21 protein-coding genes and 1 tRNA gene are annotated in these 20,795 nt (G+C 69.9%); 13 read left to right on the forward strand and 9 right to left on the reverse strand.

Annotation, left to right across the window (positions count from 1 at the left end; all coding sequences use genetic code 11):
* Positions 1–65 precede the first annotated feature (65 nt).
* Positions 66–986, forward strand: a complete 921-nt coding sequence (locus tag NIE111_RS07435) for a sterol desaturase family protein (RefSeq protein WP_238683654.1) — start codon at positions 66–68, stop codon at positions 984–986.
* Here NIE111_RS07435 and NIE111_RS07440 read toward each other — a convergent pair.
* Together NIE111_RS07440 and NIE111_RS07445 are read right to left on the reverse strand one after the other, a co-directional pair.
* Positions 931–1,428: an SRPBCC family protein gene (locus tag NIE111_RS07440; protein ID WP_238683655.1), complete on the reverse strand. Its 498-nt coding sequence runs from the start codon at positions 1,426–1,428 to the stop codon at positions 931–933. The two genes, NIE111_RS07435 and NIE111_RS07440, sit on opposite strands and share 56 nt — an antisense overlap.
* Positions 1,425–2,057 (reverse strand): DivIVA domain-containing protein, encoded by a 633-nt coding sequence (locus NIE111_RS07445; RefSeq protein ID WP_238683656.1) that lies wholly within the window; start codon positions 2,055–2,057, stop codon positions 1,425–1,427. Before NIE111_RS07445 ends, NIE111_RS07440 begins: the two co-directional genes overlap by 4 nt.
* Positions 2,058–2,213: 156 nt before the next feature.
* Between NIE111_RS07445 and folP the strand changes: the two genes are divergently transcribed.
* Complete coding sequence (folP, locus tag NIE111_RS07450; protein ID WP_238683657.1) at positions 2,214–3,083, forward strand: dihydropteroate synthase; 870 nt, start codon at positions 2,214–2,216, stop codon at positions 3,081–3,083.
* A gap of 67 nt (positions 3,084–3,150) precedes the next feature.
* Here folP and ndhC read toward each other — a convergent pair whose 3' ends face one another.
* Complete coding sequence (gene ndhC / locus NIE111_RS07455; RefSeq protein ID WP_091394827.1) at positions 3,151–3,528, reverse strand: NADH-quinone oxidoreductase subunit A; 378 nt, start codon at positions 3,526–3,528, stop codon at positions 3,151–3,153.
* Between the two features lie 129 nt (positions 3,529–3,657).
* Between ndhC and NIE111_RS07460 the strand changes: the two genes are divergently transcribed.
* From NIE111_RS07460 to NIE111_RS07470, 3 genes are all read left to right on the forward strand, one after another.
* On the forward strand, positions 3,658–5,136 hold the full coding sequence (locus NIE111_RS07460; RefSeq protein WP_238683658.1) for a hypothetical protein: 1,479 nt from the start codon (positions 3,658–3,660) through the stop codon (positions 5,134–5,136).
* A gap of 279 nt (positions 5,137–5,415) precedes the next feature.
* On the forward strand, positions 5,416–7,263 hold the full coding sequence (locus tag NIE111_RS07465; protein ID WP_238683659.1) for a 2-oxoacid:acceptor oxidoreductase subunit alpha: 1,848 nt from the start codon (positions 5,416–5,418) through the stop codon (positions 7,261–7,263).
* Positions 7,256–8,290, forward strand: a complete 1,035-nt coding sequence (locus NIE111_RS07470) for a 2-oxoacid:ferredoxin oxidoreductase subunit beta (protein ID WP_238683660.1) — start codon at positions 7,256–7,258, stop codon at positions 8,288–8,290. Before NIE111_RS07465 ends, NIE111_RS07470 begins: the two co-directional genes overlap by 8 nt.
* A gap of 69 nt (positions 8,291–8,359) precedes the next feature.
* Here NIE111_RS07470 and NIE111_RS07475 read toward each other — a convergent pair whose 3' ends face one another.
* Positions 8,360–9,004, reverse strand: coding sequence for an FMN-dependent NADH-azoreductase (locus NIE111_RS07475; RefSeq protein ID WP_238683661.1), 645 nt, complete (start codon positions 9,002–9,004; stop codon positions 8,360–8,362).
* A gap of 82 nt (positions 9,005–9,086) precedes the next feature.
* On the opposite strand from NIE111_RS07475, the gene NIE111_RS07480 reads away from it, so the two are divergent.
* The gene (locus tag NIE111_RS07480; RefSeq protein ID WP_238683662.1) at positions 9,087–9,566 is read left to right on the forward strand and encodes a MarR family winged helix-turn-helix transcriptional regulator; all 480 of its coding nucleotides are present in this window, start codon (positions 9,087–9,089) and stop codon (positions 9,564–9,566) included.
* 68 nt (positions 9,567–9,634) lie between these two features.
* Here NIE111_RS07480 and NIE111_RS07485 read toward each other — a convergent pair whose 3' ends face one another.
* A complete protein-coding gene (locus NIE111_RS07485; protein WP_112603739.1) occupies positions 9,635–10,648 on the reverse strand; it encodes a potassium channel family protein in 1,014 nt (337 codons plus the stop codon).
* Between the two features lie 166 nt (positions 10,649–10,814).
* Here NIE111_RS07485 and NIE111_RS07490 point away from each other — a divergent pair, with 166 nt between their 5' ends.
* The 6 genes from NIE111_RS07490 to NIE111_RS07515 all read left to right on the forward strand — a co-directional run bounded on the left by NIE111_RS07490 (position 10,815) and on the right by NIE111_RS07515 (position 15,652).
* Positions 10,815–11,327, forward strand: a complete 513-nt coding sequence (locus NIE111_RS07490; RefSeq protein ID WP_238683663.1) for a SigE family RNA polymerase sigma factor — start codon at positions 10,815–10,817, stop codon at positions 11,325–11,327.
* 11 nt (positions 11,328–11,338) lie between these two features.
* A complete protein-coding gene (locus NIE111_RS07495; RefSeq protein WP_238683664.1) occupies positions 11,339–12,454 on the forward strand; it encodes a hypothetical protein in 1,116 nt (371 codons plus the stop codon).
* A gap of 112 nt (positions 12,455–12,566) precedes the next feature.
* A complete protein-coding gene (locus NIE111_RS07500) occupies positions 12,567–13,064 on the forward strand; it encodes a helix-turn-helix domain-containing protein (RefSeq protein WP_238683665.1) in 498 nt (165 codons plus the stop codon).
* 137 nt (positions 13,065–13,201) lie between these two features.
* On the forward strand, positions 13,202–13,801 hold the full coding sequence (locus NIE111_RS07505) for a ClpP family protease (RefSeq protein ID WP_238683666.1): 600 nt from the start codon (positions 13,202–13,204) through the stop codon (positions 13,799–13,801).
* A gap of 84 nt (positions 13,802–13,885) precedes the next feature.
* Positions 13,886–15,202 (forward strand): M23 family metallopeptidase, encoded by a 1,317-nt coding sequence (locus NIE111_RS07510; RefSeq protein ID WP_238683667.1) that lies wholly within the window; start codon positions 13,886–13,888, stop codon positions 15,200–15,202.
* Between the two features lie 377 nt (positions 15,203–15,579).
* Positions 15,580–15,652, forward strand: a tRNA-Arg gene (locus NIE111_RS07515).
* A 31-nt stretch (positions 15,653–15,683) separates the two neighbouring features.
* On the opposite strand, the gene NIE111_RS07520 is transcribed toward NIE111_RS07515, so the two are convergent.
* From NIE111_RS07520 to NIE111_RS07530, 3 genes are all read right to left on the reverse strand, one after another.
* Positions 15,684–16,355 (reverse strand): PIN domain-containing protein, encoded by a 672-nt coding sequence (locus NIE111_RS07520; protein ID WP_238683668.1) that lies wholly within the window; start codon positions 16,353–16,355, stop codon positions 15,684–15,686.
* Between the two features lie 43 nt (positions 16,356–16,398).
* Positions 16,399–16,908 (reverse strand): helix-turn-helix domain-containing protein, encoded by a 510-nt coding sequence (locus NIE111_RS07525; protein ID WP_238683669.1) that lies wholly within the window; start codon positions 16,906–16,908, stop codon positions 16,399–16,401.
* A 181-nt stretch (positions 16,909–17,089) separates the two neighbouring features.
* Positions 17,090–17,800: a CGNR zinc finger domain-containing protein gene (locus NIE111_RS07530; protein WP_238683670.1), complete on the reverse strand. Its 711-nt coding sequence runs from the start codon at positions 17,798–17,800 to the stop codon at positions 17,090–17,092.
* 195 nt (positions 17,801–17,995) lie between these two features.
* On the opposite strand from NIE111_RS07530, the gene NIE111_RS07535 reads away from it, so the two are divergent.
* Complete coding sequence (locus NIE111_RS07535; protein ID WP_238683671.1) at positions 17,996–19,240, forward strand: MFS transporter; 1,245 nt, start codon at positions 17,996–17,998, stop codon at positions 19,238–19,240.
* Between the two features lie 109 nt (positions 19,241–19,349).
* On the opposite strand, the gene NIE111_RS07540 is transcribed toward NIE111_RS07535, so the two are convergent.
* On the reverse strand, positions 19,350–20,723 hold the full coding sequence (locus tag NIE111_RS07540; RefSeq protein WP_238683672.1) for a glycoside hydrolase family 6 protein: 1,374 nt from the start codon (positions 20,721–20,723) through the stop codon (positions 19,350–19,352).
* Positions 20,724–20,795 lie beyond the last annotated feature (72 nt).

Here is a 20,795-nt window from a genome sequence, read left to right on the forward strand (position 1 = left end):
CCGGCTGCCTATGGTGCTTGTTACCGACCGGTAGGTCGAGGTCACCCGACGGTGCGCCCCGACCGGTGACGGCGAGCGGAGGCCGCGCGGTGAAGGAGTTCCCGGACGTCATCGCCTGGTCGATCCCGGCCTTCGTGCTGCTCATCGTGCTGGAGCGGGTCTCCTACCTGCTGCACCGCGACGACGACGAGGTCGGCTACGGCGGCGCCGACACCGCGACCAGCCTGACGATGGGCCTGGGCAGCATCTTCGCCGACCTGCTCTGGAAGGTGCCGATCGCCGCCGCGTACGCGCTGCTCTACGCGCTCACCCCGCTGCGGGTCGCCGAGCTCTGGTGGACCTGGCCGCTGATCCTGCTCGCGCAGGACTTCTGCTACTACTGGTCGCACCGCGGCCACCACGTGATCCGCATCCTCTGGGCCTCGCACGTGGTGCACCACTCGTCGCAGCGGTTCAACCTCTCCACCGCGCTGCGCCAGCCGTGGACCGGCCTGACCAGTTGGGTGTTCTACATCCCGCTGATCGTGGCCGGCGTCCACCCGGCCGTGGTCGCGTTCTGCGGCTCGGTCAACCTGCTCTACCAGTTCTGGATCCACACCGAGCGGATCGACAAGATGCCGCGCTGGTACGAGGCGGTGTTCAACACCCCGTCGCACCACCGGGTGCACCACGCGTCGCAGGGCAGTTACCTGGACCGCAACTTCGGGGGCATCCTGATCGTCTGGGACCGGCTCTTCGCGTCGTTCGCGCCGGAACGGGAGCGTTGCGTGTACGGCCTGACCACTAACGTCGGCAGCTACAACCCGGTCCGGGTGGCCTTCCACGAGTACGCCTCGATCGCCCGGGACCTGCGCGCCGCGGTGACCTGGCGGCACCGGGTCGGGCATCTCTTCCGCGCACCGGGCTGGCAGCCAGCGCCGGGCTCCCCGGTCAGGGCAGCCGGCCCTGCTCGACCAGACGGGCAAACCTCTTCAGCGCCTGGGTGAGGCCGAGCTTGGAGCCGGGCCAGAGCACCGGCCACGCCAGCCGACCGGCCCGACCGCCCGGCAGGTGGAACCACTCGTGCCAGACGACCTGGGTGCGGTCCCGGTCCAGTTGGGTGCAGCGCAGCACCCCCGGGCCGCGCAGCAGTTGGCCGTGGTGCACGACACCGATCTCGTACGGCTCGTCGACCCGGACCACCAGCATCTCGTCGCGCAGCGTCGCCCGGCCGAGCGCGGTCACCGCCTCGATCCGGCTGCCCTCGCGCCCGTCGCCCTCGACCACCCGGACGCGGGTGAACGGGATCCAGTCGGACTGACGTTCCCAGGCGAGCAGCGCGGCGAACACCCTCTCCGCCGGGGCCTCGACGATCACCGTGGCGGTCACCTCACCGGCGCCGGGTCGGGCCGCCTCGCGAAGATCGTCGGCGCCCCCCGGCTCGGTCATGCCGACTCCGACCGAACCACCGCGTCGCGCTGCTCGGTGTCGGCGGTCTGCTCACGATCGGCCGATTCGTCGTCGGCGGGCGCGGCGGCAGGTGCCACCCCGTCGGAATCCGCCGGGGACGAGCTGGCGGCGGGCAACGGACCGGGAGTCGTCGAGCCGACCGGGGCCGAGCCCGCCTCGCCGTTCAGCGGCGCGTCCTTGCCCGGCTCCGCCGTTTCGCCCGGCTCGGTCGCCTCGCCGGCCTCGGCCGCGTCCACTGGAGTCACCCTGCTGGCGGACTGCTCGCGGGCCTGCCGCAGCACGTCCGCGTCGTCGGTGCGCCCCTCACGCAAGGCGATGACCTCCGACTCCAGTACGCCGATCAGCTCGGACTTGTAACCGATGTCGTAGGCGGCACGGCGCAGCGCCTTATCGACCTGGTCCATCCGGTACCCGCGCAACCCGGTGTCGAAACGGACCGCCCCCACGTCGGATTCGCGCAACGGGCGGGTGCCCGGCAACGCCACGGCCTGCGAATCCGGCTCGGCCGGCACCAGACCGGGATCGCGCCCGCTGACCAGCACCGTCACGCCGAATATCACCGCCGCGACGGTCAACGCCACGACCAGGAGGAGCAGAAGCTGACCCATGCACTGATCGTGGCATGGCAGCCGGCCGGGAGCGACCCCGCCACCCGCCTCGATCATGATCGGTGCCGACGCCCGCCCGGAATCGTGGACGGGCGACCGACTAGCGTCGGGACCGGCCGACGCGGCGGCGACGGCGTGAACTTCCAGGAGGCGGGCATGGCCGGGGCGCTTCGGCTGGGTGGGCACACGTTCGCCCCCGGCGAGTTGGTGGTGATGGCGATCATCAACCGCACGCCGGACTCGTTCTTCGACCGCGGGGCCACCTACGCCGCCGACAGCGCTCTGCGCGCTGTGGAGCGGGCGGTGGACGAGGGCGCGGCCATCATCGACATCGGCGGCGTCAAGGCCGGCCCCGGCGCGGACGTGGACGTCGCCGAGGAGATCCGGCGAACGGTGGACACCATCGCTGCCGTCCGAGCCGCGTTTCCGGAGGTGGTGATCTCCATCGACACCTGGCGGGCCGAGGTGGCGACGGAGGCCGTGGCGGCCGGGGCCGATCTCCTCAACGACACCTGGTCGGGCGTCGACCCGGCGTTGGTCCGGGTGGCCGCGCGGACCGGCGCCGGCCTGGTCTGTTCGCACGCCGGCGGGCTGACGCCGCGGACCAGGCCGCACCGGGCCGCCTTCACCGACGTGGTCGCCGACGTGGTCGCGACGGTGACCGGGCTCGCCGAGCGTGCGGTGGCGGCAGGGGTACGCCCCGACGGCATCCTCATCGACCCGGCGCACGACTTCGGCAAGAACACCCGGCACTCGCTGGAGATCACCCGCCGACTGGACGAGTTGACCGCGACCGGCTGGCCGGTGCTGGTGGCCCTCTCCAACAAGGACTTCATCGGTGAGACGTTGGGCCTGCCGGTGGCGGAACGGCTGGAGGGGACGCTCGCCGCGACGGCCGTCTCGGCCTGGTCGGGCGCCCGGGTCTTCCGGGCCCATCAGGTCGGCCCGACCCGCCGGGTGCTGGACATGGTGGCCTCGATCCGAGGCGACCGCCCGCCCACCGTCACCCGCCGGGGGCTCGCCTGACCGGTCGTCGCCGTAACCGACAGCGAACGGTCGGACGGACCGACACGATCGCCGGAGGCAGTGGCGCTCAGGTCCAGCGAAGGATGTTCCTACGCCAGGCGTAGAGGATGCCGAGCGCGAGCACTGCCACGAACACCGCCATCTCCACCACCGTCACCAGACCGAAGCCCGGCCGGTCGAAGACCACCGCCCACGGAAAGAGGAACACCGCCTCGACCGCGAACAGCACGTAGAGGTAGGCGTACACGTAGTAGCGGATCTGCATCTGCGCCCAGTCGGCGCCGACCGGGTCGAGCCCGCACTCGTAGCTGGCCCGCTTGCCCGGCGGGTCGGCCGGACGCGCCGGGCGTAACACCCGGTTGGCCGAGAACGCCGTAACGAAGAAGAGAACGCTGGCGAGCAGCAGGAGACCGAGCGTCGCGTACGAGCCCAGGTATCCGTTCACAGTCGGCAGCCTACCGCCCGCCCGGACGGGCCGTCCCAAACACGTTACGGATTTGTTTCCAGATGGGACTAGTGCACCGGGGCAACTGTTACCGAATATTGGACACCCACCCATGTCACCGGAGGACAGATGGCCCGCGTGAAGGCATCGCCCGGTAACCGGGCGGAGGGGCGGCGTTCCACGCCCCTGCTGGCGACCGCGCTCGCGCTCGGCCTCCTCACGGCACTCGCCGTGGGGCCAGCCCGGGCAAGCGCGGCCGCACCGGACGCGGACCCGGTCGCCACCTCGGCCGAGCCGGTCAACGAGCCGGGAGGCGAGGAACCCCCGACCACACCGGCGGAGGAACCCACCCCGACCGAAGACCCGGGCGGTGACCCGGAGCCGACCGACCCGGCACCGGAGACCGCCGCGCCACCACCGGAGACGACGCCACCGGCGCCGGTGACCACCGCCCCGGAGGTCCCGCCACCGCCGACCACCAGCGCGCCCGCGCCGGGCAGCACCACCCGGCCGCCCAGCCCGGCTCCCCCGGTGCCACCGACGGCGCCCCCCGCCCCGCCGACACCGCCGACCCCGACGGTCCGCCCGCCCGCGCCGGGTTCGGCGCCGCCGCCGCAGAGCCCGCTGGGCGTGCAGGTCACCACCGGCGACGTCACCCTCGGCGAGACGTACTGGAACACACCGAGTACGGCCGCCACCCTCCAGGTCACGGTGCACAACACCGGTACCACAACGGAACAGATCCGGCTCTCGTACACGCTGCCCGCCGGGCTGACCGACGCCGGAACGAAGGGCTGCGCCGCCGCCGGTGGTGGGACGTACCGCTGCGGTGCCTGGACCGCCGGGGCGGGCGTCCGGTTCAGCACCGTGCTGCGGCTGCGGGTCGCCGGCACGGCGTGGAAGCAGATGCCGCTCAGCGGTTCCGTCCAGGTCGTCGCGGACGCGCCGGGAGCCGCCGGAGAGGTGACCGACGACCAGGGCTTCGCGGTGCTCTTCCCGGCGGGCCCGCCGGTACCCGGGATCGACCTCGCCGCCGACGAGGTGGCCTTCGACATCAGCGGCGGCCCCAGCACCCTCACGCTCCGGCTGGGCAACACCGGCGCTGTGGACGCCGCCGGCCGGGTCGAGGTCGTCCTGCCGGCCGGGGTCACCGTGCCGACCCCGCCGCTCGGCTGCGTGGCGGTCGACCCGACGCGTACCCGCTGCGACGCCGGCCTGGTGCTGGCGGGCACGACCGCGCAGGTGCAGTTGCCGGTGGAGGCGACGCCACAGGCGCAGCGGGAAGCGCCGCTGTCCGGGGCCGTGATCGGTCAGCTCGATCCGCGCAGCGGCCCGACCCGTCGGGTGCAGATGAGTTTCCGGATCACCGCGGCGGCCGCGCTGGCCACGCCGGTGGTCTCCCCGCCCGCGCCAACCGGCTCGCAGGGCGTACTGCCCGCCGGTGCCGCGACCGGAGACGGCGGGGTGACCTCGGTGCAGCGCACCGCCGTGATCCTGATCGCGGTCTCCACGCTGCTGGTGGTGCTGGCCCTCACGCTGGCCACGATCTCGCTACGCCGCCGGCTCGGCGGCCCGTCGCCGGAGCCCGCGCCCAGCCCCGCCGACTGATCGACCGACGACCCCCGCAGCGCGCGGCCGGGTCGTCGGCGGAAGCCGGTGGTGATCTGAATTACGGCGGGCGGTGCATAACCCCGCAAAAGGGGGCATTTTGCAACCCGATCCGGTCCCAGTCGGCGGACCTCCGGGGATGGTTAGGGCTCCCTTAGACGTAGGCTCTCAGGTGAGGAACGACAGCGGCCGGGCCAGCCTGGGGCGGTGCGGTGAAGCGTTGCGTCAAGGAGGTTCCGTGGCCGGGCAAGCCCCGCAGTCGCGAACGAAGGTGGCACAGTGACCAAGCAGATCCGTCAACTCGACCGCGTGGTCATCCGGTTCGCCGGTGACTCGGGCGACGGCATGCAGCTGACCGGCGACCGGTTCACCTCGGAGACGGCGCAGCTCGGCAACGACATCTCCACGCTGCCAAACTTCCCCGCCGAGATCCGGGCTCCCGCCGGCACCCTGCCCGGCGTGTCGAGCTTCCAGGTGCACTTCGCCGACTACGACATCCTCACGCCGGGCGACGCGCCCAACGTGCTGGTGGCGATGAACCCGGCGGCACTCAAGGCCAACCTGGCCGATCTACCGCGCGGCGCGGACATCATCGTCAACACCGACGAGTTCACCAAGCGCAACCTCGCCAAGGTCGGTTACCAGGCCAGCCCGCTGGACGACGACTCGCTGGCAGGTTACGTCGTGCACCCGGTGGCGCTGACCTCGATGACGGTCGGCGCGCTCGCCGCCCACCAGGTGTCCAAGAAGGACGCCGAGCGGTCGAAGAACATGTTCGCGCTCGGCCTGCTCTCCTGGATGTACTCCCGGCCCTACGAGTCGACGCTGCGCTTCCTGGAACGCAAGTTCGCGTCCCGGCCGGAGCTGGTCGCCGCGAACGTCGCCGCCTTCAAGGCCGGCTGGAACTTCGGCGAGACCACCGAGGACTTCGCGGTCCGCTACGAGGTCAAACCGGCCAAGATGAAGCCGGGCACGTACCGCAACATCACCGGCAACGCGGCGCTCTCGCTCGGGTTGGTCGCCGCCGGGGTCCGCTCCGGGCTGCCGGTCTTCCTCGGCGCGTACCCGATCACGCCCGCGTCGGACATCCTGCACGAGCTGAGCAAGCACAAGCGCTTCGGTGTGCTCACGATGCAGGCCGAAGACGAGATCGCCGCCGTCGGCGCGGCACTGGGCGCCTCCTACGGCGGGTCGCTCGGCGTGACCACCACCAGCGGCCCCGGCGTGGCGCTCAAGAGCGAGACGATCTCGCTCGCGGTGGCGCTGGAGTTGCCGCTGGTGATCGTGGACGTGCAGCGCGCCGGCCCGTCGACAGGCATGCCGACCAAGACCGAGCAGGCCGACCTCAACATGGCGCTCTACGGTCGGCACGGCGAGGCACCGGTCGCGGTGATCGCGCCCCGGTCACCGTCGGACTGCTTCTTCGCGGCACTGGAGGCGGCCCGGATCGCGCTCACCTACCGCACCCCGGTGATCCTGCTGTCCGACAACTACGTCGCCAACGGCTCCGAGCCGTGGCTGCTACCGGACGTGGAGTCGCTGCCCGACCTGCGGGTCGAGTTCGCCACCAAGCCCAACGGCGACGACGGCACCACCTTCCTGCCCTACCTGCGTGACCCGGAGACCCTGGCCCGACCGTGGGCGATCCCCGGTACCGCGGGCCTGGAGCACCGGATCGGCGGTCTGGAGAAGGCCGACAAGACCGGGGACATCTCCTACGACCCGGCCAACCACGACTTCATGGTGCGTACCCGGGCCGCTCGGATCGAGACCATCCCGGTGCCGGACATCGAGGTGGAGGACCCGGACGGCGACGCCCGGGTGCTGGTCCTCGGCTGGGGCTCGACGTACGGGCCGATCGGCGCGGCGTGCCGCGGGGTCCGTCAGCGTGGCCTCTCCATCGCCCAGGCGCACCTGCGGCACCTGGCACCGATGCCGGCCAACCTCGGTGAGGTGCTCCGCTCGTACGACAAGGTGGTCATCCCGGAGATGAACCTGGGCCAACTGGCCCACGTCATCCGGGCCCGCTACCTGGTCGACGCGATCAGCTACAACCAGGTCCGCGGCCTTCCGTTCACGGCCGCCGAGCTGGAGACGACGCTGGAAGAGGTGCTGAAGAATGTCTGAGCCCGTCGCCGTCAAGCTCACCGCGAAGGACTTCAAGTCCGACCAGGAGGTGCGCTGGTGCCCCGGCTGCGGTGACTACGCGATCCTGGCGGCCATCCAGCAGTTCATGCCGGAGCTGAACATCCCCCGGGAGCGCACCGTCTTCGTCTCCGGGATCGGCTGCTCGTCCCGCTTCCCGTACTACATGAACACGTACGGGATGCACTCGATCCACGGTCGGGCCCCGGCGATCGCGACCGGCCTGTCGGTGTCCCGGCCGGACCTGTCGGTCTGGGTGGTCACTGGCGACGGCGACGCGCTCTCCATCGGCGGCAATCACCTGATCCACGCGCTGCGGCGCAACGTCAACCTCAAGATCCTGCTGTTCAACAACCGGATCTACGGTCTGACCAAGGGCCAGTATTCTCCGACATCCGAGGTCGGCAAGGTCACCAAGTCGACACCGACCGGCTCTGCGGACGCCCCGTTCAACCCGCTCTCGCTCGCCCTCGGCGCAGAGGCCAGCTTCGTCGGCCGCACCATCGACTCCGACCGCAAGCACCTCCAGTCGGTGCTACGGGCCGCCGCCGAGCACGAGGGTTCGGCGTTCGTGGAGATCTACCAGAACTGCAACATCTTCAACGATGGGGCGTTCGAGCAGCTCAAGGACCCGTCCACGCGGGACAACTACCTGATCCGCCTGGAGCACGGCCAGCCGATCACCTTCGGGGCCGACGGGCAGTTCTGCGTGGTGCACCCACCGGGTGGCTTCGGCCTGGAGGTCCGGGACACCAGCTCGGTCCGCCCGGAGGAGATCGTCGTGCACGACGCGACGGTGACCGACCCTGCTTACGCCTTCGCGCTGTCCCGGCTGCCCGGCCTGGACCTGCGCAACACTCCGATCGGGGTGTTCCGCTCGGTGGACCGGCCGTCCTACGACAGCGTGGTGCAGGCTCAGCTCGCGGCCGCGAAGGCGAAGGTCACCGAGACCCCCGAGCAGCAGCTCGCCGGCCTGCTGGGCAGCGGCGACACCTGGACGATCATGTAACCCGTCCGCACTGACGAGAGCGGCCGTCCCCGATCCGGGGGCGGCCGCTCTCGTCGTACCGGCGCTTTATCAGCGCTGGGCGGTGGCCGGCATCCAGAGGTTGTCGATCTCCTTCTCGGCCGTCGCGAGGCTCGCCTCGTGCAGCGGAATCAACTCGGCCATCGCCGGCACCGACGGCGCCAGGGTCAGCTCGGCGCTGATGAAGCGCGGCTGCAGGCCGGTCATCGACAGGCCGTGCGGGAGCCACGGCTCGGCGTGGTCCCAGCCGAAACGAGGGGTGCCCTCGCCGTAGCCGCCGCCGCGGGTGGCCAGCACCACGAACTCGCGTCCGCCGAGCAGGCCCTCCTGCGTCGTCGGGTCGTACGCCAGCCCGGGAACGATCAGGTGGTCGACCCAGGACTTGACGCTGCTCGGCGCGCCGAAGTTGTAGAGCGGCAGGCCGAGCAGCACCACGTCGGCCTGCTTCACCTCGTCGACGAGCCGCTCGCTGAGCTGCCAGGACTCCCGCTGGGCCGGCGTGTGCTGGTCCGGAGGGGTCATTCGCGCCAGCCCGCCGTCCGCGTCCAGGTGCGGCAGCGGCTCGGCGCCCAGGTCCCGGTAGGCCACGGTGCCGTCCGGGTGGGCCGCACGCCATGCGTCGACCGCACGGGCGGTGAGCCGCCGGCTGACCGACCAGTCACCGCGGATGCTCGAATCAATATGCAGCAGATGCATCATTCCTCCTTCAGAGATCGTTCGTGAGGCACCAACTATTTATAGCAGGCCGATGTTCCTTTGAGTCGGTAGAGTGGGTCACATGTCCGCGCAGCCGCTCGACTCCTCCGAGCACCGCTCGGGCGCACTCCTGGACCATCTGGCCCGGCGGATGCGACTGCGGTCGGAGTCGGTGCTGGCGCCACTGGGGCTACGCCCGCGGCATCTGGTCGCACTCACAGTGCTGCGCGCCGGCGGCGGCACCGGGCAACAGGCGCTGGCCACCATCCTGGAAATGGACAGCACCAACATCGTCGGGCTGCTCAACGACCTGGAGGCGAAGCAGCTGATCGAACGTCGGCGCTCGCCCGAGGATCGCCGCCGACACGTCGTCGAACTCACCGAAGATGGGGCAAAACGCCTCAGCGAGGCTGAATGCGCCCTGGCCGGTGCCGAAGACGAGGTGCTGGGCGCGTTGGATCGCGCCGAGCGGGAGACGCTCTACGAACTACTCAGCCGGGCCTCCACCGGCACGGCCGTCAGCTGCACCGAGGCGATCTGCGTCGCCGACGACACCTGCTGACGCCGCCTCGCAGCGGCGAGAGCGGCACCGTCATGCCAGCGGTCAACACCGCGACAGCGGTGTGACGATCAGGCGGTGGTGGCCGACTGGGGGCGGTCGTCGCGTACGTGCACCAGCATGTCGCCGGTCTCGATCACCGCGCCGGCCCGGTCCGCCAGGGTGACCACCTTGCCCCGCCGCACCAGGGCGATCACCAACGACTCCAGCTCGCGCGGCGAGCGACCCACCTCGTCCCGCTCGGCGGAACGCATCGCCAGCGCCATGCCCTGGCCGGGGGTGAGCAGGTCCTCCACCACGTCGATCAGCGGCGGCGCCGAGGTGGACAGGCCGAGCAGCCGGCCCGCCGTGGCCGAGGAGACGATCACATGGTGCGCGCCGCTCTGCTTGAGCAGCGGGGCGTTCTCCGCCTCCCGCGCCGCCGCGATGATGCGGACCTGCCCGGCGGTGAGCTGCCGTACCGTCAGCGCGACCAGCACCGACGCGTCGTCACTGTCGGTCGCGATGATCACGGCCTTCGCGTTCTTGACGTGCGCCTCGTTCAGCACCGACGAACGGGTCGCCGAACCCTCGATCGCCACCAGCCCGGCAGAGGTGGCCTGCCGCAGAGCGGCGGCGCTGCGCTCCACCACCACGATCCGCGAGCGGTCCAGACCGTTCTCCATCAGGGCGGACACCGCGCTGCGCCCCTTGGTGCCGTAGCCGCAGATGATGACGTGGTCCTTCACGGCTCTCCTCCACCGCGACAGGCGACGGCCGGTCCGGTACTGCTCGGTCAGAACTTCCAGGGTGGTGCCGACCAGGATGATAAGGAAGATCACTCGGGCCGGGGTGATGAAGAGGACGTTGACCAGCCGGGCCGACGGCGCGGCCGGGGTGATGTCCCCGTAGCCGGTGGTCGAGAGCGACACGACCGCGTAGTAGAAGCAGTCGAGGAGGGTGAGGCCGTCCTCGTTGACATCGCGGTAGCCGTCCCGGCCCAGGTAGACCGCGGCGACCACGGCGAAGACCAGGCCCAGCGCGGCGGCGAGCCGAAGGCTCAGCGCGCTCAGTGGGCCCCGGCGCTGCGCGGGAAAATGGATCACCGTCGAACCTGCTCCCCCGCCGTCGCCTGCACGCCCACAACATAGCGGGTACACCGTCGACCGCACGCCCGGGTTGCGGCGGACAACCGGCGGCGTGCCCGCACCCGACTACCGGACGACAACGACGAACCGGTGCAGGCCGGCAGACGGAGGGGGCGCGACCCTCGTGACGACGAGCGGCAGACGGCGAGCCGAGGCCGACGACGAATACACCGAGTACGTCAGATCCCGGATGGTGCAGTGGCGGCGCACCGCCTACCTGATGTGCGGGGACTGGGACCGGGGCGACGACATCCTGCAACGGGTGCTCACCGAGCTGTACCGCTCGTGGGCGCGGGCCCGGCAGGCCGATCACCTGGACGCGCTGGTCCGGACCATGTTGGTGCGGCGACTGATCGACGAGCGGCGGTTGCGGTGGGCGCGGGTCCGCCTCGGCGCCGCGCTGCCCGACGTGTCCAGGTCCTTTGCCGACCCGACCGACCGGATCACGGTGGTGGGCGCGCTGCGGCAGGTGCCGCCACGCCAACGGGCGGTGCTGGTGCTGCGGTACTTCCAGGACCTCAGCGTCGAGGAGACCGCCCGGGCCATGGGCTGCTCGACGGGGACGGTGAAGAGCCAGACCGCCAAGGGCCTTGCCACCCTGCGCACCCTGCTCACCCCCACCCTGACCGCGAACTGAGAGGAGCGACGATGCTTGACGAACGCCACATCGGCGACCTGATGCTGACCGAGATCGAGTCGGCCGAGCGGCCCTCCGTCGTGCTGGACGTGGAACGGGCGATGAGCACGGCACGGCGGCAACGCCGCCTCGCCCAGGGTGCCGGCGCCGCGCTGCTGGCGGTGGCACTGACCGTCGGCGGGCTCACCGTCCCAGACCTGCTCACCCCGGACCGACCGCCGGCCCCCGCCCCGTTCGGCACGGCGCCCGCCGATGGCGAGACCGGTCTGCCGGTCGCGCTCACCACTGTCGACCCACAGCGGGTTTACGTTCGGTTCGGCTGGCTGCCGGACGGGCTGCGGGATCTCCAGTACCAGGCCGGACTGCTCCTCTCCGGCCCGGGTGTGCACCTCAGCGCGTCGAACGGCCGCACCGACGACCAGCGACAGTTCGTGGCCGTCTCGCTTCTTTCGAAGGACGTGCAACCGTCGGCACCGCAGCGTGACAGCGGGGAGTTGGCCCTGGCCCGTGCCACCGAGGCCGGTCCCGAGCTGAACGGCGGGCCCAGCGTCTTCACCAGCTATTCCGGTGCCGAGAAGCCGGAGGCGATCCTGCGCTGGGAGTACGCCCCGAAGGGCTGGGCGCAGGTCCGGGTGTTCGGGGTGGAACCGGATGCTCGGGACGCCGCGGTGCAGGTGGCCCGTTCGCTACGGTTCGACACGAGCCTCGTCCCGATGCCGGCGACGGTGACAGGCTTACCGGCCAACCTGGGGCTGATCACGGTCGACGTGTCCGAGTCCCTGGATGAGCCCCTGACTTGGTACGTCGGGATGACCTGGACAGCGGAGCCGGGTACCGAGCCCGGTCGGCAACGGGCCCGGACGCTGTCCCTCGGCGTCTCCCGCTACCGCAACATCACCGATCCCACGGCCAGGGGGTACGTCGACCCGAACACCACACTTGACGGACACCCGGCGCGGTTCACCGGAGAGAACGGCAACGAGTCGTTGACCGTCTACGACGTCCACGGAGTGAATGTGTCGATCGACGACAGCGCTCTGCTTCCCACCGGCGGCACCCGGGCGCTGTTCCCGGCGGTCACGCTGGTGGCCGATCCGGCCAACTGGCACACCCACCTGGCTCGGTGACGGGGTCGGGCCCGCGCCTGGCACGGCGCGGGCCCGCACGGGCAGCCGGCAGGTCCGGCAGCGGGCATGATGGGGATGTCCCCCCGACGACGACCGCGAAAGTGAGGCCGGCATGTCGTTGCTGCGACGAGTGATCGGCGGGGTGCTGCGCCGCCACCGCCAGCGTCAGGGCCGCACGCTGCGCGAGGTGGCCGCGTCGGCGGACGTCTCCGTGCCCTACCTCTCGGAGGTCGAGCGGGGTCGAAAGGAGGCCTCGTCGGAGGTGCTGGCGGCGATCTGCCGGGCGCTCGGCATCAGCCTCGCCGACCTGCTCGGCGAGGCCCGCGACGACATGCGCAGGGTCGAGCCCCGCCTCCCGGCCGCGCCGCGCGCCGCGCTTACCGACCTGGAGCGGGTCGATGCGACTCGCCGGGAGATCGGCAACGCCACCCTGCTGGTGGGTCCACGTGTCGATGGGTTCGTCCTGCACCGCGGGCCGGTGGCGAGTGAGCCGACCCTCAGCGTCGGCGCGATGGCCTCCGCTGGTGGCTCGCGCCCCGGTCCGCGTACCCCCGCTCTGGTGGGCTGCGCGCGGGCCCGGGCGGGTGCGCGGCGGGTGACCATCGCGTAGGCCGCGTGGGTTCTGCCGTCGGCGGATCTGCCGGCGGCAGAATCACTGGGCCAGCCACCGTCGTCGCCCGCACGCTGAAGGGGCCGGTCCACCGGGTGGTCCCCACCGCCCGCCGGCGCGGTGGAAGGCGGCGGCACATGATCGGGTACGACGTGCGGATGTTGGAGGGCGGGCAGCCGTCCTTCGGTGACCATGTGTTCGAGCGGCTGCTGCGCGAGCGGATCGTCTTCCTCGGCAGCGAGGTGACGGAGGAGTCGGCCAACCAGATCTGCGCGCAGATCCTGCTGCTCGCGGCCGAGGACGACGACCGGGACATCTACCTCTACATCAACTCGCCGGGCGGTTCGGTGAGCGCGGGAATGGCTGTCTACGACACGATGCGCTACGTCCGCAACGACGTGGCGACGCTGGCGCTCGGGTTCGCCGGCTCGATGGGGCAGTTCCTGCTCTGCGCGGGTACGGCCGGCAAGCGGTACGCGCTGCCGCACTCGCGGATCATGATGCACCAGCCGTCCGGTGGGATGGGCGGAACCGCAGCCGACATCACCATCCAGGCGGAGAACATGCTGCACGTGAAGCGGACGATGCAGGAGCTGATCGCCCAGCACAGTGGACGAACCCTCGACGAGATCCAGCGGGACTGGGACCGGGACCGGTGGTTCACCGCCGAGCAGGCCCGGGAGTACGGCCTCATCGACCAGGTGGTCACCCGAGCAGAACAGCTCCCGTCGCTCTGATCAACGTCTGGTGGCCGCGGTACCGCCAGACCATCCCACCCATTAGCCTCCGTAGATATCTCGGCGGGTGCAGAAGGAGTGGGAATGACTGACGGTTACGAAGGCCGCTGCTGCGGCGACGACACGGCCACCTCCGCCGTGAGTCGCCGCACGATGTTACGCGCTGCGGTGCTGGGTGCGGGCGCCATCAGCGCCGGTGGCCTGCTGGTTCCCGAGGCCGCGCAGGCCGCGCCGTCGATCTACAACCCGTTCGGCGCCTACCCGATCACCGACACCTGGGAGGGCCACCTCCGCCGCGGGTCACTAGGCGGCATCGACTTCGGGATGGGGGTGGGCACGGCGTTGCCGGCCTGCGGCGCCGGCACCATCCAGAACATCCCCAACAACGGCACGGGCGGGCACACCGTCACGATCCAACACGCGGACGGGTACCGCAGCCAGTACCTGCACCTGTCGCAGTTCCTGCTCGGCAACGGTGCCAGCGTGGGCGCGGGCACGATCGTGGGCCGCTCCGGCGGCGCGGCCGGCGCACCCGGCTCGGGCAGCTCGACGGGCCCACACCTGCACTGGCACATGATCGACCCGTCCGGCACCCGGATCAACCCGCTGGTCTTCATCCAGCAGAACCCGGCCGACCAGCCCCGTCAGGTGTTCGAGGCGGCCAGCAACACCGGCTGGCGCGCCCTGCCGGTCTCCGGCAGCGCGGGCGCGGTCACCGGAACGGCGACGACCGCGATCACCCTCGGATCCACGAAGATCCTCTACACCCTCAACGGCGGCCGGGTCCACGAGGCCGCCAGCAACGCCGGCTGGACCAACCTGTGGACCGGCATCCACGGCGCACAGGGCACCGCACTGGCCGCGATCAACCTCGACGGGGTGAAGCTGGTCTACAACGTCGTCGACGGCTACGTGCACGAGGCCGCCAGCAACAACGGCTGGCGCAACCTCAACACCGGCATCGGCGGGGCAAGCTCGTCGTCGATCTCGGTGATCACGCTGAACGGCGTCAAGTACGTCTACAGCATCGTCGGCGGCTACGTCCACGAGGCGCACAGCGCCAACGCCTGGCGGAACCTGAACACGGGCATCCCGGCCTCGGCGGTAGCGGCGATCACACTGGGCAACACGAAGATCCTCTACACACTGAACGGCGGCCGGGTCCACGAGGCCGCCAGCAACGCCGGCTGGGCCAACCTGTGGACCGGCATCCACGGCGCACAGGGCACCTCGCTGGCCGCGCTCAACGTCAACGGGGTGAAGCACATCTACAACGTCGTCGACGGGTGGGTGCACGAGGCCGCCAGCAACAACAGTTGGCGCAACCTCAACAGCGGAGTCCGCGGCACACGGGCGGCGGCACTCGGTCTGAATGGCGTCAAGCTGATCTACGCAGCCTGAGTCGCCCTCCGCGCGCGAGCCCCCTTCGCGGCGCGGAGCACCACTTCTCTCAGCGGATCCCAGGCCGCGCGCCGGTCAGGGGCGGCCGTTGATGCTCGCTCGGGCGCGGAGCCCGGCGCGTGGTCCCTGGGCGAATCGGGCGGGTGGCATCGAGTGCGAATGCCAACCGATGAACGCGGGAACGTGTCCGCAGGTGATGAAGCTTTGTGGAGTCCCGCGCCAGCGCAGGTCGCCAATGAGACCGCCAGTCGAGAGCGAGGTTCGTTTGCCCGACTGTGGTCCTGGGCTGGGAAGACAGGGGTCCGGGTGGCAGGGTGAACCGGGACCACTCCCTGCCACCCCAGTTGAGTGCCCGGGTCGCTAGACTGGGCCCTCGCGCCCCCGTAGCTCAGGGGATAGAGCATCGGTTTCCTAAACCGTGTGTCGCAGGTTCGAATCCTGCCGGGGGCACCGTGAAGATCGGCCAGAACTGGCTTTGCGACTACTGGCCGTCCCGATCGGGAGCGGGCGACCTGTCCAGGGTGTGCGTCGACTCGACGAGGCGAGGCGTGGGCGCTTTCGGGGCGCGCGGTCGGTGCCTCGCTGCTGCCAGGTGACCTCGGATGTGTTCGACAAACCTAGGCGTACCGCCCCTGCTGAGACAATCAAGCAACTCGTCAACGTTCAGTTGAGGCTTGCCGGCGGCGCGGCCAGTATCGGCGCTTTGCCTCTTGATGATCTCCACAATCGGAACTGGGGCCAGGTCGTACTGCAGGCATAGAAACTGGTCGGGCCTCATGACTTCGATGTGCAGGGGACCTACCGCATCCTGGGGGAAGTGTTTCACGTTGTTGGTTACGATGACGTCCGCCCGGCCTGCGACGGCCGCAGCTAGGACGTGACGGTCACCCGTGTCATTCGTCATTCCCGCAATGAGGGACTCGTAGCCTGTCACCAGGGCGTCAATGAACGCTGCGTTCATGCACATAAACATCTTGTCGAGCCGGGTTGTGTCAACGCCTGGGCGTAGTCGCAAGATTGTCCGCCTAGTCTCGACGAGGATGTCCTGGCTCCAAAGCGGACGGTAGAAGTCCGCCTCTGCGATGCGTAGAAGAGTGTCGCGGAGCGCGTTTGGAACTAGGACGTTCGCATCGAGTAGGACAGAGAACGGCACCAAGTGAGCCTAGGCGGCGCAGACGCCTGGCGGAAGCTCGGCTTCACGTTCTGTCGTCGATGCCTTCCTCAAGGTTGCTGACTGGCAAGTCATAGAGCCCCATGTCAAGACTCTCTGTCGTCATGCTCTGAAGCAGCTGCCGCCGCTCCTGCCGCCGCTGTTCTTGGTACTTGAGCACGTCGGCCAGCTTGATGCGGCGGTGGCTGTTGGGCCGCTCGTGCGGAATCTTCCCTTCGTCCAGCAGCTTCGTGAGGGTTGGCCGTGATACGCCGAGCATGTCTGCGGCTTGCTGGGTAGTGAGGGTCGTGTGTTGCGGAGCGATTGTGACGGCGTAGCCACTGGCTAAGGCTTCAAGCGCTTTGACCAAGATGTCGTGCAGGCCATCGGGTAGGGGCTTGGTGCTAGTCCCGTCTGCGCTTACCAGGCGTGCTCGCGCCTCGGGCACGTTGTGGCCACGGTCGCGTAGGACCTGAAGAAGGTCTACGACTTCCGCACTGTTGGCGGCATCGGGCAGGATAGTCTGCTCATCCATGACGCGGGCTGCGGCTGTCATGGGGCTAGCATGCGGCTAATTCGCAAGAAACGCAACGTGATCTGGGGATACTGCTCGTCATTTTAAATTAATGCCAAAGCGGGCACGCTTCGCCAGCGCAACCTCGGATCTTCGCTGCTCAAGCCCCTGATGACCGGCCTGCACGCCATCTTTGCGCTGCCATAGCCGGTGGTCGGTCCAATCAGCCCGCCGCCGTGCCTGGCGCTGGTCGATCCGGCCCGTCATCGATTTCGGCGCACCTTTGGGCGCGGGAGGGCCGGGCGGCACGGCGGCGCTCGGTGAGCCGTCGCGCCTTCACGGCGTTGCCGCAGTCGGCCATGCGGCACCAGCGGCGGGAACCGTTGCGGCTCTGATCGAGGAACAGCCAGTCACAGCCACCTTCGAGCACCGGGCAGCGGCGCACCCGGGTCAGGTCGGCCGTCAGCATGACGTCGAGGGCGGCCTCGGCGATCCGGTCGGGCACCAGCATGGCCGGCGCCGTGCCGTAGACCAGTCGCACCTGCGACGAGTCGAGCACGAATCTCGCTCGGGCGGCCGCGCCGGACCAGCGCTGATGTAGTGCGACAAGGGCGGCACCGGCCACGATGGGGTCACCCGCCGTGTCACCGTTCGCGTCGGTGATCGCCGCGAGCATCACGAGGTACAGCCCCTCACGGATGTCCCGCACGGCGGCCAGTCCCGCGTGCGCGGCGGCGGGCTCGTCGTGCCACGCCCGGCCCACCTGGTTGGCCTCCGCGTCGCTGATCACGCCGACCCGGACCGACCAGCGCAGCAGAGCGGAACTGTCGGACAGGAAGTCGTGCGGCGACTCGCCCCCTCGCTCCAGCGTGTTGGCCAGATCGAGTGCCGGGTGACCGCCGACCAACGGTAGCTGGCACACGTCGAGGGGCATACCGGCGATGCTACCACCTAGGCCCTTTAAGGCGGTTACATTCTTCGCTGGCTCTTCGCATCTGCTCTTGATGCGCCGAGACCAGCAAGGAATCCACAACTAGCTATGCTACCGTCAAAACCCATTTAGCCGGGATCACGACGGCCATCGCCCTGGCTGATCGCTACACCTCGTCCAGGATCTGGGAGGTCGCCAATGGTGCACCAACGACGCGCGGTCTATGCCCTCGCCGCGTTGTCCGCAGCCACTTTCTGTTACGTCACCACCGAAGTGCTTCCGATCGGGTTGCTCACGCTGATCGCGCCAGACCTGGGACGCTCCAGGTCCGAGGCCGGTCTGCTGGTGACCGGGTACGCGGTGGTGGTCATGATTGTGGCGCTCCCGCTGACCCGGGTCACTCGGCGTGTGCCCCGGCGTCCGCTGCTCGCCGGCGCCCTCGGCGTGTTCGCCGCGGCGACGACGGTGTCGGCCTTCGCAACCTCCTACGAGGTGTTGCTCGCCGCGCGGCTGGTGTCCGCCACCACAAACGGTGTCTTCTGGGCTGTGGTGTTCCCGGTGGCGATCTCGATGTTCCCCGCGAACATCCGGGGCCGCATCGTGGCTCGGCTGTCGATCGGCAACGCGCTCGGCCCGGTCCTCGGCGTGCCGCTGAGCACCTGGTTGGGAGGGCAGGCCGGGTGGCGGGCGGCCTTCGTCGCGATGGCCGTCTTCGGCTTCGTCACCTGCGTCGCGGTCGCCCTGCTCCTACCGAGCGTCACACCGCAAGAAAGTGCGGGCGACATCGGGCCGATGCCGGACCGGCCACGCTTCGTCGTGCTCCTCCTCGCCACCGTCCTCGCGGTCACCGGCGCCATGGGCGCGTTCACCTACATGACCGTCTTCCTCCTGGACGTCAGCGGGTTCGCCGCGGCGTCTCTCGGCCTGCTGCTCTTCGTTCAAGGCTCGTTCGGCGTAGCCGGCACCTGGGCGGTCGGCCGGGTCCTGGATCGATTTCCGCTCGGTGTCGTGCTGGTCCTACTCGGGCTCCTCACCGCCGCGATGCTCGGCCTCTATGGAGTTGGCTCGAGCAAGGTATTGACGATCCCGTTGCTCGCCGTGGCGGGGATGTCGTTCAGTTCGCTGATCGCGGGAGTCCAGCACCGCGTCATGCAGGTGGCCCCGTCGACCACCGACATGGCGTCGGCCAGCCTCAGCGTCGCGTTCAACTTCGGCCTCGCGGCCGGCTCGTTGATAGGCGCGGGTCTGCTGGCGACGGCCGGTGTGCGCGTCATCCCGTTGTTCGGTGGCCTGCTGACAGCCGTGGCGATCGCCTTGCTCGCCGGCCATGAAATGTCCCGCAGGAGAGGGAGGAACCACGAGCCTGACCACAGCGGTTGGTCGGTACGACCGAACCACAGCCGCGGTGCCGAGAAGCCGCAGGCCACCACCGTGCGGACATAGATCGCGGGGCGTCCCCTGAGCTGACGGGGGGTGCGAGCGCTACCTGGGTGGCACAGAGCGGCCCGGCGCGGAGAGTGTCCTCCGTGCCGGGCCGCCGCATCGGGTGGAATCAGCTGGTCACGCAGTCGGCCAACACGCCAGGGCCGGTGCCGGTGCCCTGGAAGCCGAAGTTGGTCGACTGCCGGCCGAGGACCCGTCCGTTGTAGCTCACGTTGGTGAACCCGACGGTTCCGCTGGTGCCGCTGACCTGCGCGTTCCAGGCGCTGGTGACCGCGCCGCCGGGCAGCGCGACGGACACGGTCCAGCCGTTGATGTCCGACTTGCCGGCGGTGACCGTCACGCTCGCTGTGAAACCGCCAGCCCACTGGTTGACCGCGATCGACGCGTAGCAGCCGTCACCGGCCGGCGGAGTGGTGGTCGGCGGAGTGGTGGTCGGCGGTGTGGTCGTCGGCGGGGTCGTGGTCGGGGGAGTGGTAGTCGGCGGGGTGGTGGTGGGCGGGTTGGGCGCGCCGTTGGCCAGGCTGAAGGCCAGGTCGGGCTGGAACGAACCGGCAGTGAAGCGGCAGCCGTCCGCCTCCCCCGGCGGCTTCACCCACAGGTACGCGTCGATGTTGCCGTCACCCGTGTTGGTCGTCGGGTACTGCCCGATGCGTCGGTCGGTGTTGTCGTCGCCGCACCAGTCCCCGCTGGCACCCCCGTTACGGCTGGTGTCGATGACCTGGCGCTTGCCCGAGACCCCCATGCCGTTGAGCGCGGAGATGACGGCCCGACCGAAGTTCGCCTCGCTGGAGGTGGAGTTGTAGTTCGACACGTTGGTGAAGAAGCCGTCGGCGTACTGCACGCCGGCCGCCCGGAGGCGGTTGGCCGTCTCACCGGCGCTGTTCCAGGTGGAGTGGCCGCCGTCGAGGTAGACCTTGGCGTTGGGGTTACCTGACTTGATGGTCCGGGTGGCCGTCGAGATCGCCTCGTTGCGCGCGTTGATCTCGGCGCTGCTCAGGCACGTCAGCAGAGCGAGCGAGTCGGTTTCCAGGATGATGATGACGGTCTGGTTGCCCAGTCCCCTGGCGAAGTTGGACACCCACGTCTGGTACTGGTTGAGGTCGGGCGCCCCACCGGCGCTGGCCCCGCCGCAGTCCCGGTTGGTGATCTCGTAGACGGCCAGGACCGGGATCTGCTGCGCTGCGTTGGCGGCACCGATGAACCCGGAGACCTCGGACTGCACTGTCGAGGGGTTGAAGTTGGCGAACCAGCGTGCCTGCGGCTGACTCGCGATCTTGTCGCGGATGACGGCCGTGCGCGAGTCGCCGGGGTTGGCGGCGACCCAGCGGACGACTGCCGAACTCGGGTCGCGGTAGAGCGACCCGGACAGCGTGCCGGCGGAGGCGCTGCTGACGGCGAGGCAGACGCCGACGGCGGTGGCGCCCGCGACGGCCGCCACGCTGATGGCCGCCGATCTGCGGCGGAGCGAGGAGAGGATAGCCACGACGTGTTGCCTCCAGATCACATAGATGTATCTAAGTTCATGGGAGCGTTCCCATGGACGTTAGCGGAGGCG

This window comes from Micromonospora hortensis, from assembly GCF_022230935.1.
Taxonomy (GTDB): domain Bacteria; phylum Actinomycetota; class Actinomycetes; order Mycobacteriales; family Micromonosporaceae; genus Micromonospora; species Micromonospora hortensis.